8 protein-coding genes are annotated in these 14,454 nt (G+C 40.1%); 3 read left to right on the top strand and 5 right to left on the bottom strand.

From position 1 onward, the window contains the following. Window positions 1–80: 80 nt before the first annotated feature. Entirely contained in the window at window positions 81–2,249 is a 2,169-nt protein-coding gene (locus JWR87_RS16260; RefSeq protein ID WP_297822065.1) for a DPP IV N-terminal domain-containing protein, read from the bottom strand. Between the two features lie 518 nt (window positions 2,250–2,767). On the opposite strand from JWR87_RS16260, the gene JWR87_RS16255 reads away from it, so the two are divergent. From JWR87_RS16255 to JWR87_RS16245, 3 genes are all read left to right on the top strand, one after another. Further along, on the top strand, window positions 2,768–3,130 hold the full coding sequence (locus JWR87_RS16255; RefSeq protein WP_297822064.1) for a BlaI/MecI/CopY family transcriptional regulator: 363 nt from the start codon (window positions 2,768–2,770) through the stop codon (window positions 3,128–3,130). A 6-nt stretch (window positions 3,131–3,136) separates the two neighbouring features. After that, window positions 3,137–4,471, top strand: a complete 1,335-nt coding sequence (locus tag JWR87_RS16250) for a M56 family metallopeptidase (RefSeq protein WP_297822062.1) — start codon at window positions 3,137–3,139, stop codon at window positions 4,469–4,471. A 285-nt stretch (window positions 4,472–4,756) separates the two neighbouring features. After that, window positions 4,757–7,795, top strand: a complete 3,039-nt coding sequence (locus tag JWR87_RS16245) for a DUF2723 domain-containing protein (protein ID WP_297822060.1) — start codon at window positions 4,757–4,759, stop codon at window positions 7,793–7,795. A 244-nt stretch (window positions 7,796–8,039) separates the two neighbouring features. Here JWR87_RS16245 and JWR87_RS16240 read toward each other — a convergent pair whose 3' ends face one another. From JWR87_RS16240 to gldF, 4 genes are all read right to left on the bottom strand, one after another. Next, window positions 8,040–10,505 carry a bifunctional UDP-N-acetylmuramoyl-tripeptide:D-alanyl-D-alanine ligase/alanine racemase gene (locus tag JWR87_RS16240; RefSeq protein ID WP_297822058.1) on the bottom strand — a complete coding sequence of 822 codons (2,466 nt, stop codon included), beginning with the start codon at window positions 10,503–10,505 and terminating at the stop codon, window positions 8,040–8,042. 27 nt (window positions 10,506–10,532) lie between these two features. Continuing rightward, on the bottom strand, window positions 10,533–11,492 hold the full coding sequence (locus JWR87_RS16235; protein WP_297822056.1) for a TerC/Alx family metal homeostasis membrane protein: 960 nt from the start codon (window positions 11,490–11,492) through the stop codon (window positions 10,533–10,535). 149 nt (window positions 11,493–11,641) lie between these two features. Then, window positions 11,642–13,354 carry a gliding motility-associated ABC transporter substrate-binding protein GldG gene (gene gldG / locus JWR87_RS16230; protein ID WP_297822054.1) on the bottom strand — a complete coding sequence of 571 codons (1,713 nt, stop codon included), beginning with the start codon at window positions 13,352–13,354 and terminating at the stop codon, window positions 11,642–11,644. 220 nt (window positions 13,355–13,574) lie between these two features. Next, window positions 13,575–14,297 carry a gliding motility-associated ABC transporter permease subunit GldF gene (gldF, locus tag JWR87_RS16225; protein ID WP_297822052.1) on the bottom strand — a complete coding sequence of 241 codons (723 nt, stop codon included), beginning with the start codon at window positions 14,295–14,297 and terminating at the stop codon, window positions 13,575–13,577. Window positions 14,298–14,454: the final 157 nt, after the last annotated feature.

The following is a 14,454-nucleotide window of genomic DNA, read 5'->3' as shown; positions in this document are numbered from 1 at the left end:
GAATTGTTGCTGTCGAACGGATTGCGACGCAAGGATGATGCTATAGAAAACAAATGCCGGTATCAAAAAAAAACCTACCCTTACCTTCCTCCACCAGAACAATGCTTCTTTAAATAAGATGTAAATAGTTTAGATAAGTGTGCCCTTGTTCCCTCTCCTTCTGAAATACTGTGGGTGCGGTTAGGATAACTCATCATTTGAAAATTCTTACCGTGTTTCACCAGTTCATTTATTAAGATTTCTGTTCCCTGGTAATGCACGTTGTCGTCGCCGGTGCCATGAATAATCAGCAGGTTTCCCCGAAGGTTTTTTGCATGAGAAATGGGCGAACCGTTGATGTAGTCTTCCCTGTTTTCCTGCGGCAATCCCATATAACGTTCCTGGTAAATGTTGTCGTACAATAACTGGTTGGCAACGGGTGCAATTGAAATACCTGTTTTATAAATTTCAGGATATTGAAACAAAAGGTTTAAAGTAGTTGAGCCGCCGCCGCTCCATCCCCATACTGCAATGCGACTGGTATCAACAAAATTCCAGTTACTGATTTTTCTTGCTGCCATAGCCTGGTCGCGAATATTTACAATGCCTATTTTGCGGTAGATGGCTTTACGCCATGCAGCTCCTTTTGGAGCGGGAGTACCACGCCCGTCGAGACCGATTTGTATATAACCGTCAGCAGTCATATCACCTGAATAGAGAGAAGTGCCGGCACTTCCCTGCGCATCTTTCACGGTCATAGACGCAGGCTCGGAATACACCTGGAACAGCACCGGGTACTTTTTTGTACTGTCGAAGTTTTTCGGCTTTATCATCCAGCCGTCCATTGTAACATTATCTTCAGTAGTAACCTGGAACATTTCGACAGCAGGACGCGAAGCTGTGTTTCGAGGTTCTGATTTTCCGTTGACGACCAAAGTTGTATGATCAGGAAGGCCGACCCAATCCGCCACCCATTCGCCTGTTAGGTTAGAAAAATAATGATTAGCATAGGTGCCCGATGGCGAGATATTATAGGAATGCGTTCCCTTTTGAGCAACTGGCGATAGTAATTCTGCTTCTCCATCACCATTCAGTGTAACCTTATATAAATACTGTTGAGTAGCGTTAAAAGGCGAAGCCATTATATACGCAACGCCATTCTTTTCGTCAATGGCTTCAAGGCTAATCATATCATAATTGCCCTTTGTAATTTTTGTTTCTTTACCGTCGCGCCCCACGCGATACATGTGACGCCAGCCGTCTTTTTCCGAAATCCATAAAAACTCCTTTCCACCATTTATCCATTCCCAACCGGTCGGGTCGTCGCTCCACCGGGCTTTCACATCTATCCACGCTTTATCTTGTTCGCTATAAATGGCATTAGAAACACCGCTAGCTATATTACAAAGAAAGACTTTTGACTCATTTTGTTTCCTGTTCAACTGTTGCAAAACCAGTTGCGAACTGTTTGCCGCCCACTCCATCCTCGGAATATAATGTTGTACAGGATCGCCCGGCACCTTCATCCACGTAGTTTTTGCAGTTGAAACATTCACTACACCAATTCTTGCCGGGGAAGGATTTTGACCAACCTTAGGATATTCAACAGGATTGGTAAAAGAGTACAAAGAGTCAGTATTATTTATAAGTAAAAAATTTTTTATTTTAGTTGCATCAATTTGCCAGAAAGCAATATTCTTACTATCGGGGCTCCAACGAAATCCGTCCCTGCAATCAAACTCTTCTTCATATGCCCAATCAAAAGTTCCGTTTATTAACCTGGTTGTTCCGTCTTTAGTTAAAGGCCTTATCTTATTAGTCACCAGGTCTTCCACGTAAACATTGTGCCCGCTTATATATGCAGCCTTTGTACCATCGGGCGAAATTTTAGCAAACATTAATGAAGATGCAGGTCTTCCTTTACCTATCTGCGTCAAACGCTTATTATTCATATTCAAGACCCAATAATCACCCCTCGTATCTCTACGCCAAACCCTTTTAGTATTTGTAAAAATCAGCACCTTTTTCCCGTCTTCGCTAAAAGAAAAACTTCTTACACTTAAAGCCTTTGTTTGCCCTTTTGGAGTAAGCTGCCCAGCCTCCACAATTACTTTTTTCTTAAAAGAAGGAAGCTTGTGTTCAACAATCGTATTGCCTTCGATATTATGAAAGCTACTCCCATTCTTTGTCCATTGAATGTTTTGCCCCGACTGAGAAAAAACCGGAACCGATAAATAGAAAACGATAATTGCAAGAGAGAAGAATTTCATTACAGGTAACATTTTTTAAACTTATAAAACTGGCACTTTTAAATAACAATTATACTATTAATAATATAACAGCCGGTTAAATCTGCAAAAGGTTTTTTTGTAGCCGGCATTGTACTTTACTCAACATCGTTGTGTCACACCCTGCGGCAAATAGTTCTTTATTTAGCTTTTTAGCTTTGTCTCTTTTCTCTCCTTATCTACCAGAAGTATTTAACCACACAGACTTAGTACAGGTAAAAAAGACTTCAAAAACAATAAGTATAAAGCATAGAAAACGACCTATAAACAACAGTTCTTACATAAAGCACGTTAGCAGGTTTGGTGCCAGGTGAAGGCGCGGGCGTTCGTAAACAGGCGTAGCAGTTTCGGAAACAAGCGGGTCGAGTTCGGTTGCTAGAACAGCGCCCCGCGGCTTGGGCTTGCCCGGAGCTTATGCCTTTATTTGTCTAAATTCCCCCATACCGAAAAATAAATTTGGCAGTCTACGAACTATTCGTAGATTTACGAAAAGTTCGCAATTGGAAAAATTAACCCAGCAGGAAGAAGAGCTGATGCAGGTTATCTGGAATTTGCAGGAAGGAAACGTAAAAGCTTTTCTGGAGCAGATGCCCGACCCAAAACCTCCTTATACTACGCTTGCTTCTACAATCAAAAACCTTGAAAAGAAAGCATATGTTACCAGCCGCTTATTTGGTAATACTTACTTATATAAAGCCGTAGTACAAGCAGAAGAATATAAGCAACAGTTCATGCAGGGTTTTGTGCAGAACTATTTCAATAACTCGTATAAGGAAATGGTTAATTTTTTTGTATCGCAGAAAAAACTGAAGCCAAAAGAACTGGAAGAAATTATTGCACTTATTGAAGAAAATAATAAATAAACGAATATGCCAGTATATTTTGAATACGCACTGAAAGTTTCTATCAGTCTTGCAGTAGTTTTTCTCTTTTATACTTTGCTGCTAAAAAGGATGACTTATTATAAATGGAACCGCTACTTTCTGTTGATGTTTTCTCTGGTTTCTTTTATTGTTCCGTTTATTAACGTTAATGTATTTGTACAAGCCCAGGAAAAAAGCCCTGTTTCATTTGTTAATGAGTTTCCCTCTATTTATTCAGTTGAGGTAATAGCAGAAACAAACAACCCAGGTATGATTGTCTATTGGCAAATACTTTCGGCTGTATTTCTGCTCGTTTCTTTCGCACTTGTGATTCGTTTATTAATCCAGTTTTTTTCTATCCAAAAGATTAAATCAAAATCAACCCTTTTAAGCGTTGGCGAAGAAAATATTTTTCACTTTCCTCAACAAATAGTACCCTTTTCTTTTTTGAATGACATTTTTATAAATACAAACAACTACAACGACAAAGAATTACTAGACATACTAAACCATGAGCGTGTGCATGTGCAAGAGAAACATTCGGTAGACATGCTTGTATCAGAACTCGTCTGCATTCTTAACTGGTATAACCCGTTTGCCTGGATGCTAAAAAAAGCAGTAAGGGAAAACCTGGAATTCATTGCCGATGATAGAGTAGTTAGTAAAGGGATCGATAAAAAAGGCTACCAGTACCTGATGCTTAAAGTAACGGGAAACTTTCCTTCACCTATTGCCAGCAGTTTTAAACTTTCGTCTTTAAAAGCCCGGATGATAATGATGAACAGATCAAAGACCTCTCAACTGCACCTGCTAAAATTTGTGTTGCTGGTACCAATGATAGTTATACTGTTACTCGCTTTTAGAAACAGCAAAGAAGCCGGGTCTGAAGTAAAAAGAAAAAGCGAGACCACTGAAACTTATACCTTATATACACTTACTTATTCTATTCCTGATGAAAAGGTGAAAGCGATAGTTGTAAAAGAAAAGGGTAAATCTTTACTAAAGCCTGGAGAATTATTAAACCTAACATTGATCCATAATGAGAAAGACAGGCTGAAGAGCCTTTTAGAAAAGAACGGTTACCGTAACATTAGAAGTAACGCCATCAGGTTTATGATAGATAGTGCATCTGTCAATAATAGTTTTTCAATCGAGGTAAAAATAGATCTGGAACAAGGTGTTGCGGCTATAGGAAGAAAACGTTTTATTCCACTTAATAAGGCAGTGATTGAAGCGAACCTGCGTGGTCTATCGTGGTTACACGCAGGCCAGGTGAAACATAAAAGTGATGGGCAGTTTGAAAACGGCAGTTGCAGTTCGGCCTTTTCTTTAGATACCTAATCAACCGCTTCCCGGATCATTAAAGAACACGGGTTTTAGATACAGATATGTTCAACTCCGAACCTTGCTGCACGAGTACAAAAAGTACACGAGCGTGACACAACGATGTCTAATAGCATTCCTATTGCCCGATACCAAAATATACAATAGTATAACAGTCATCAGAGATAACCGCGACTTCGCCATGTTATAAATCTCCATCACATTTCTCGATTGCCACTTATTCTAGTCACCCTTTAAGCCTGGAGCAGGAAATCTATTGCCAAAAAAAATACCATAAATACAATGAATTATAATCGTGTCAATAACATTACGGGTTGGATAGTTTGCATGATTGCATGTGCTGTTTACCTTTTAACAACAGAGGCAGGCGGCAGCTTGTGGGACTGTGGGGAGTTTGTAAGTACAGCATACAAATTACAAGTGCCCCATCCACCGGGAGCACCGCTGTTTGTGTTGTTGGGACGCTTCTTCATTATCCTTTTTGGCGATGACCCAAACACTGCTGCCAGGGCGGTAAATGTGATGAGCGCGTTAATGAGCGGCTTTACCATCCTCTTCCTTTTTTGGACAATTACTCATTTTGCAAGAAAGATTATTCAGCCAGGCAAACAAGCATTAGATAAGACCGACCTGACAGCTGTTATGGCGGCAGGTGCTGTGGGTGCGTTAGCTTACACCTTCAGCGATTCGTTTTGGTTTTCGGCAGTTGAAGGCGAAGTGTATGCTTTAAGTTCAGTATTTACAGCCATTGTGTTTTGGGCAATATTTAAATGGGAACATGCTGTGGACAGCGAAACACAAACAGGTGTGAACGCAGACCGATGGATCATCTTCATCGCCTTTATGATAGGACTTTCAATTGGCGTGCACTTATTAAACCTGTTAACCATTCCTGCTATTGTACTGGTGTATTATTACAAGCGATATAAGGCAACGAAGAAAGGGGCCATGATCGCTTTCGCTATCGGGTGCATTGTTACAGGTATTGTTCAAAAAGCAGTTATCCAGTTTACGATTATTTGGGCAGGTTCGTTCGACGTCTTTTTCGTGAATTCATTAGGCTTACCATTTTTTAGCGGCTTTATTGCTTTTTTCGTTTTGCTGGCAATTTTAATTAAATACGGATTGGGGTGGGCAAATAAAAAAAATCAATCTTTCCTTCGTTTGGGGCTTTGGTCGTTTACGTTCATGCTGGTTGGTTACAGCACCTACATTACAACCATGGTCCGTAGCAACGCAGACCCTGCCGTTGATATGTTCAACGTAGATAATCCTTTAAGTTTACAGGGTTACTTAAGCCGCGAGCAATATGGCGACTTCCCCCTGGTGTATGGGCAAAAGTTTACGGCAGACCCAATAGATTATAAAGAAACTTCGACAAAATATATTAAGGCCAAAAACAAGTATGCCGAAAATGGAAAGGACGGGCATTATGTGTATGACGACAACCAGATGATGCTCTTTCCCAGGGTTTGGGACGCAAGCAACGACCAAAACCACCGCGATTATTATGCTCAGTTTTTAAACATTGGCAAGAACACCGACGGCACTTACGAAAGAGATCCTGATTTTGCAGACAACATTGCATTCTTTGTTAGCTACCAAACATACTGGATGTATTTCCGCTATTTTATGTGGAATTTTTCAGGAAGGCAAAATGATGTACAAGGGATGTTTCCCGGAAATGTACGAGATGGAAACTGGATAACCGGTATCTCTTTTATCGACAACATAATGTACGGCGACCAAAGCCTGATGGCTGATAGCAGTAAAAGCAATAAAGCTCATAACAAACTTTTCTTACTTCCTTTCTTGCTTGGTATTGCCGGTCTTGTTTATCAATGTAAAAAATCAGGAAAAGAATTTAATGTGGTGTTTATCCTGTTCCTCCTTACCGGCTTTGCCGTAGTTATTTATCTCAACCAGCCAGGCTTTCAGCCAAGGGAAAGAGACTACGCCTATGTTGGTTCATTTTACGCGTTTGCTATCTGGATCGGTTTGGGTGTTTTACCTGTTGCCGCCTGGCTTTCCAAAAAACTCAATCGCACTACTGCCACTAACCTTGCAACTGTTGTCTGCTTGCTTGCGGTGCCGGTGTTGATGGCTTCGCAGGAGTGGGACGACCATGACAGAAGTAAGAAGCAGCTGGCAAGAGATTCAGCTAAAGACTATCTCGAAAGTTGTGCGCCTAATGCTATCCTTTTTACTGGCGGAGACAACGACACCTACCCTTTGTGGTACGCCCAGGAAGTTGAAGGTATTCGCCCGGATATACGGGTAGTGATTAATCCATTGTCAGGAACTGATTGGTATATTAATCAAATGAGGTATAAAATTAACCAGAGCGATCCTGTTGATTTGATATGGTCGCCCGAACAGATACAAGGCCGTAAAAGAGACTATGTTCGTTACCGGTCAATACCCGGGGTAAGTGGCCAGCAGTATTTCGACTTATACGACCTTTTAAAAAACTATGTTGGCAGCGATGATCAAAGTAAGATGATGCCGGCAGGCAGCAATGAAATGATTAATACATTTCCGGTTTATAAAGTGTCTATACCAGTTGACGTAAACTTGGTAAAGCAAAACGGAACAGTTAATCCAAAAGACAGCGTGGTAAGTGAGGTACGGTTTGATATCCCTAAAGATATTTTAATGAAAAACGACCTGGCTGTTTTAAACGTGATTGCAGCTAACAAATGGAAGCGTCCTATATATTTCACTTCACAGTATGACGAGTTGGGGTTCGGCCGCTATTTAAGAAAGGATGGGCTTGCTTACCGGTTCGTTCCTGTTGAGGGAGACAACATTAATACCGATTGGATGGCAGATAAGTTGATGAATAAATTTACTGCCGGCAATGCAAATATTCGCGGTGTTTATTTTGACGAACCAAATCGCCGCCAACTGATTGGCATTAGAAGTGCCTATGCTGAACTCGCCTTCGATCTTGCAGCAAAAGGTCGTAAAGAAGAAGCCCGGAAATTTTTGCTAAAGGCTGACAAAATGATGCCTGAATACAACTTTCCTTACGGGCACATCAGCGCGGGAAATATGCACAATAGAAGTGCGATGGCTTTTTTGGAAGCTTGTTATCGTGCTGATGCAAAAAACCTTGTAAAAAAGGTTGAAAACTCAGTAAAAAATGATCTTACACAACAGGTACACTTTTATAATTCTTTAGATGGAAGTAAAGCAGAAGCAATGGCAATGGAAAAAAACATGGCAGAAAATTTATTAAACACAATGGAAAACATGAAGGAAATGTATGCGCCAGGGTTGAAAAAAGAAAATGGATTGCAACAAATGAATACCAGGTAAGTTTATCAACAAGAAGTTTAGCTGGTGCGACACCTACATCATAAGAATCAAAGGAGAGTCTGTTGAAGTGCCTAACTACTAATGCGCCACCTCGCTAATTCGCTATTGCACGGTTATTTTGCTGGTACGTACTGTTTTAAGTACAATTATTAATGGGCAGAGGAAATAAGCTGAATTGAAAAAAATGCGGTTGAAGTGAGTGACACAACAATGCTGAATAAATTTTCTACAGCTTGTAACAAACCTATTCTTGATAGTACTCGCGCTTTACACGCTGACTCACACTTGTCATAATCTCGTAGGGAATGGTGTCGCAGAGTTTGGCCACCTCCTCTACTGTAAGGTTCGTACCAAATATTTCAACTTCGTCTCCTTCCTCGACACCGGCAATATCCGTGATATCGATCATGGTCATGTCCATACATACACTACCCACTACAGGTGCAAGATTACCGTTGATGAATACACGTCCTACCCCATTACCCAACTTTCTGCTGAAGCCATCCGCGTAACCAATCCTGATGGTAGCAATCAGGCTGTCTCTGTTTACAAATCCCCGGCGGCTATAACCCACCGTTTCGCCTTTTTTAACTTTGCGAATTTGTGCAATGGTTGAACGCAGTGAAGCCACAGGCTGAAGGGATAATACCTTTTCGGCACTACTGTCTACGCCATATAGACCTATGCCTAACCTCACCATTTCGAACTGAAACTGGGGATATCGAAAGATGGCGGCAGAGTTTGAAATATGCCGGATAAAGGAATACCCGGTAGCAATTTTAATTTTATCACAAGTCTGTAAGAACAGCCCGACTTGGTGCGTGGTAAACGCATCGTGGGTTGCACTTTCACTTGCCGCGAGGTGACTAAAAACACTCTTAACTACCAGCCTCGGGTTTTCACTTAGAAAGTCTACAAGTTCATTTATGTCCTCCTCTTCAAACCCAAGGCGATGCATTCCTGTATCTATCTTAATATGAACATGAAATTGTTGAAAGCCCTCATTTTGTAAGTATTTATTAAAAGCTTTAAGAATTGCGAAGGAATACATCTCCGGCTCCAGATTATATGTGATGAGCGATTGAAATGTAATGTTTTCAGGATTCATTACCATTATCGGCAATTTTATACCTGCCTTTCGCAGTTCTACCCCTTCATCTGCATATGCGACTGCCAGGTAGTCCACCTTATGATACTGCAGTACGCTTGCCACTTCAGCACTACCACTACCATAACTAAATGCCTTTACCATGGCCATCACCTTTGTTGCCGGTTGTACATACCGCTGGTATTCCTTTAGGTTATGAGCCATGGCAGATAGGTTTACCTCGAGCACTGTCTGATGCACTTTTTGTTCAAATAACAGGTTTATTTGTTCAAACTCAAAAGCCCTTGCTCCTTTCAATAGTATTACTTCATCCCTAAACCGGATATTTAAAAATTGATGCGTAAATGTATCGACCGAATTATAAAAAAAAGATTGAGGAATAGCACTTCCAAAGAGCGATTGCAACGCTGCCAGCCGGGGCCCAATGCCAATAAATTTATGTACTCTATGCTGAATTAGCGCCTGCAACACTTTATGATATTGTTCCTCGGAGCTGGTAGTTTCGCCAAGGTCAGAAAGAATAACAGTGGTAGATTGGTTTCCGGCCTGCTGGTGCAGGAAATCGAGGGCCATTCTAAGACTGCTCAGGTCGTTGCTATAACTATCATTAATTATCGAACAGTTATTAATTCCCTTTTTTAATTGCAACCGCATCTCTACGGACTGCAGTTGGAGCATTCGCTTTGCAATAGTGTCGTCGGCAACTTTCAGGTATAATAATAGGGCCCAGCACGTAATAGAATTCTCTACAGATGCATTGTCTGTAAATGGAATCAAAATATTAACAGGGCTACCATTGTAACTACCTGTTATTAAACTTTGCTTCTCGCTCTTTTCAACATCAATAATCTGCAAGTCTGCGTCTCCGTTTCCCCATATAAAAAGGTCTTCTTTTTTCCTGGTTGAAATAGCCGCATTAATAATTGGATCCTGGTTGTTAGAAACGATTGTGTAAGCGCTTTTGAACAGCTTTAACTTTTCATGCACCTTTTGTTCTTTGCTGTCAAAGCCTGCACTGTGTGCAGCACCCACATTGGTAAGTATACCGATGGTTGGATGAATGACTTCTTCAAGCACATCCATTTCTCCGACCTCTGAAATACCGGCTTCAAAAATGGCAAGTGTATTTGATTCGCTCAATTGCCACACACTAAGCGGAACTCCTATTTGCGAGTTGTAACTTTTAGGACTTCTTACAATATTATAGTCGTCTTGCAATAACTGGTACAACCACTCCTTCACAATAGTTTTACCGTTGCTTCCGGTAATACCAATAACAGGTATTTGAAATTGTTTTCTATGAAACGCTGCCAGTTTCTGCAATGCCTGCAATGGACTATCAACAAATAAAAAGTTTGCTTCGGGGAAATTAGCAGGGTCAAAGTTTTTGGAAACTACAAAACTTTTTACACCCGATTTATACAATTCTTCAACAAAAGCTTCGCCCCTTCTTCGTGCGCTTGAGAGGGCAAAAAATAAGGTTGTTGCCGGAAATACCAAGCGACGGCTGTCAATAAGAAGGAACTCTATTACAGTTGAAGCGTCAGCAATTTTCGCATCTTCACTTATAACCTCAGATATATCTTTTATGGAATAAGGCAAGGTGGAGAACAATAATTAATTAAGTTATTACAAACTTTCGTGCTTGATAGCGCCGCTATTCTTGGTTTTATACATCGAGAAAACTATGGCAGAAACGAGACAAACTATAATTACTGCCAGTGAAATGTAAATAGAAATATGAATGTCGAAATATTCCATCAACATCTTTACCCCAATAAATACTAACACTACAGCTATACCTTGCTGCAGATAACTGAATTTGTCAACTGCCCCGCGCAACAAAAAGAAAAGACTACGAAGGCCTAAGATGGCAAAAATGTTTGACGAATAAATAACCATAATATCATCTGCAGTAAAAGGAACATCAGGACGCTCTCTTACCAGCGATACAACTGTAGGAATGCTGTCGAGCGCAAAAACAATATCAGTAGCAGCAAGCATAACCACTACCATACTTAGCATCGTAAAATATATTTTTCCTTTAGAACTGATTATAAAACGCCCTTTAGGTTCTGCATCCGTTAGCCGGAAAACCCTTCGCATAAACAGGTAGATCTTGCTGTTTTCCGGGTGATACTCTTCCTCTTCATTTTGAAAAAAAAGTTTAAAGCCGGTATAAATAAGGAAGGCTCCAAAAAAATACATGATCCAATGAAAACGATCTATCAGTTCGATGCCTACTGCGATAAATAAAATCCTGAAAATGATGGCCAGTAAGATCCCGATCAATAACGCGCGGCCTGCATCAGATTCCTTCACCTTGAAAAAAGAAAAAATAAGTATGAAAACAAAAATATTATCAATACTGAGACTCCACTCCATTAAGTAGGCGGTAATGTATTTAGTGGCTACAATGCTACTTTTGTCAACCCATAGAAACGCGAAAAAAGCAAGAGATAGAACAACCCAAAAACCGGTTTGCACCAGTGCCTTCTTAATTGTTATAGTCTTATTTTTTTTACTTAATAATCCTAAATCCAGTACTAATGCAGCGATTATAACAATTATAAAAATCGCATACGTCATTTTATTTTCCAACATCGACCTTAGTAATTAGAATGCAAAAATACAGGTAATTATGGCAAAGTAACCGGTCAATAAAGCGTTGCAGAAAATAGAGGTAAAAACGTGAAGGCTTTTTTGTAAGAGGATTTACACTGAAATTACAAGAAACACTAGCTAGCGAAACGCTTCTTTCTTTTAAGCTGATATAACCAACCAAAAAGCACCACAAGCAGAATTGGCAATACGATATTCACCATTTGCCACATGGTTTTTTGGGTAAGTATTTTCTGTTTGTCCAGCAAACGAAGGGTAAAATCTTTACTGCGACTTTCCAAAACACCGTTTGGGTTAACCAAATAGTCTACGGCATTCATCAAAAACTCTTTATTAGCGAAGGGATAATTTTCATACTGTTGTACTCCCATCGGCAAAGCTCCATCACTTTCTGTGACCACGTTGGTTACAATGTCGCCATCACTTACTACAATCTGTTTTCCTTCCTTGACAGCGGCAGGCAAAAAAGGTTTGGCCGTAAAGGTTGAAAGAGAGTCTCTTAACTCATTGGTAAGTCTGTTAGCAAACAATGAAGTAAATTTTCCTTCAAGTAAAACAGCGACAGGAATGTAGCTTCTTCTAAAAAGTCTCAAATCCTCCTCATTCTTAACCGACTGAAGACTAACTATTGCCGGGGTACTTAAAGAACGGCTATTAGTATCGCTGGCAAGTAATATTGTCTTTTTAATACCGGTAGCTTTTACTGTATCAATTGATCCGGGAAAAATACTGAGCACGTCATCTAAATTTTTGGCAACGGGATGTGTTGAAGGCGAACTCAACAGCGGATAATATGGAAAAGGCAGGCGTTGTATCTGCGGCTGGTTACCCACCTGCCCTACTACCAACGGCTGCTTTGCAGATTTTAAATCCTGCACCAGGTCACCGTTTATCCGAACTCCATATTTAAATAAAATATCATCAACATTCAGGTTTTTGTCAAAAGCTACAAAGTCAGACTGAGCCCTTAATAAACTATCCATTTCGGCATACAGCTTATCAACAAACCAAATCACATTTCCGCCCTGCATAATATATTGGTCAATTTTTAGCTTTTCTACTTCTGTAAAAGTTTCTGAAGGTTTTACAATCAGCAGTGCATTAATTGTATCAGCATCAAGCCTGCCCGATTTCACGTCAATAACTCCAAACCTGTAATTCTTACTCATTGTTACAAACAGGTCTTTAATCTTCCCGTTGGGAGGCAGGGGCTCACCGTTTCCAGCTGCATAAGCTACAATCGGAAACTCTTTTCTCGTTAACTTGTCTATAGCATCTGCAAATTTAAATTCCAGCAACGCCTCGCTATAGTTCAGTGTACTTTCTTCATCCATCCCACTTTTTCCGCTTGTTAAATCCACAGGTAGTTGCCGACCACCATACATTACCGTTGCCGCCGGAAAAATCAATCGCTCTGTTTTTTCTTCGCCCTCCTTGGCAGTTACCTGGTTATTAAAAGGTTTTATTCCCATTCTTACCAGGCTGTCGTACACCTCGTATCGCAATGTATCGGGCAAACCTTCTCCTGGTCTTATAAACCGATATTGCAAATTCCCCTTTGCATACTCTTTAAATTCACCCAGTAATTCGTCGCTTGCAACGCTTAGTTTTTTAAAGCCTGCGCTTAAGTCACCGGTTAGATATATGTCGATCATTACCGGCTCGTCCAATTCTTTCAATACCCGTTTGGTAGAATTGCTTAAAGAAAAGCGTTTTTCTTTGGTAAGATCAATTCTAAAATGCGATAGTGAAGCCAGGTAAATCACGGCAACAAAGAGCAATGAAAGCCATACCCACCACCATTTATTCTTCAATACTTTTTCAAACATTTTTATACTTTTTCCAATCTTTTTTTGGTTACCAGCCTAAGTTTTTCAATCAAGCATTGTTGTGTCACTCACTTGTACTTCCGGTTTTTTATTCACCAACCTCTCCCTCATTCCCGTTAAAAAGACGGCTTTCTGCAATACAAAAACTGTCTCTTATCAAACGCCGAATTTTAAAATCAAGGCTCCCGCTTTAAAGCCCCATCAAGGGGGTTTATAGGTGTTACCTACTCGCCAAATTTCTTTGGGTAATCAGTAAAAACAAAAAGATTACTGCCAGAAAATATACAACATCTCTTGTATCGATTACTCCCCTGCTAATACTTCTGTAATGAAAGTCTATACCTAACATACCAATGTAATAATCAGCTCCGTTGGCAAACACGGGAAGTTTGCTTACAGCAGCAAATCCACTATACAACAAAAAACAAACAAAGGCAGCCATGATAAAAGCCACAACAGTATTATTGGTAAAACTGCTGGTACAAATACCGACTGCGGTATAAACAGCTGCCAGCATTAACAAACCGATATAACTTCCAATCGCGCCACCAACATCAATTCCGCCTTTTGCGCTCAGTTGCTGAATGCTGATTGCATAAATAACAGTAGGAACCAGCGCCATTGCAACCACTAAAAGGCAGCCGAAATATTTTCCCCAAACAATTTTTGAAGGGCTGAGAGGCAATGTTTTTAAAATTTCGAAAGTGCCACTTTTGTATTCATCCGCAATGCTGCGCATAGTAATGGTAGGCACAAGAAAAAGCATGATATAAGGAGCTAGGCTAAAAAAGTTATCTAAGGTTGCATAACCAAAATCAAGAATGCTTGAGTCAGGAAAAACGAACAAGAATAAACCCATTAACAACAGGAAGAGAATAATGGCAATATAACCGGTCAGGCTGCTAAAAAACTGCCTCCACTCTTTCATGCAAATAATCCACATAAATTCAAAACTAAGAATAAGAAAAGTAATAGCAATGTTATAAGACGGAGATGAGAAGAAGTATGAAAAATTTATATGTTGATTAAATAAACACTAGTATAAGTGTGTGACACAACGATGTTGAATAAAGTACAAAGGCTGGTATAAAAAAAATTGC

The organism is Segetibacter sp. (genome assembly GCF_025963695.1).
Lineage (GTDB): Bacteria > Bacteroidota > Bacteroidia > Chitinophagales > Chitinophagaceae > Segetibacter.
The sequence above is the reverse complement of the archived record's forward strand: the minus strand, read 5'-3'. Positions and strand labels throughout refer to the sequence as shown.

Excerpts from the sequence above, each read along its gene's own strand:
- JWR87_RS16260 (WP_297822065.1), bottom strand. The coding sequence starts at position 2,249 with ATGAAATTCTTCTCTCTTGCAATTATCGTTTTCTATTTATCGGTTCCG.
- JWR87_RS16250 (WP_297822062.1), top strand. The coding sequence starts at position 3,137 with ATGCCAGTATATTTTGAATACGCACTGAAAGTTTCTATCAGTCTTGCA.
- JWR87_RS16245 (WP_297822060.1), top strand. The coding sequence starts at position 4,757 with ATGAATTATAATCGTGTCAATAACATTACGGGTTGGATAGTTTGCATG.
- JWR87_RS16235 (WP_297822056.1), bottom strand. The coding sequence starts at position 11,492 with ATGACGTATGCGATTTTTATAATTGTTATAATCGCTGCATTAGTACTG.
- gldG (WP_297822054.1), bottom strand. The coding sequence starts at position 13,354 with ATGTTTGAAAAAGTATTGAAGAATAAATGGTGGTGGGTATGGCTTTCA.
- gldF (WP_297822052.1), bottom strand. The coding sequence starts at position 14,297 with ATGTGGATTATTTGCATGAAAGAGTGGAGGCAGTTTTTTAGCAGCCTG.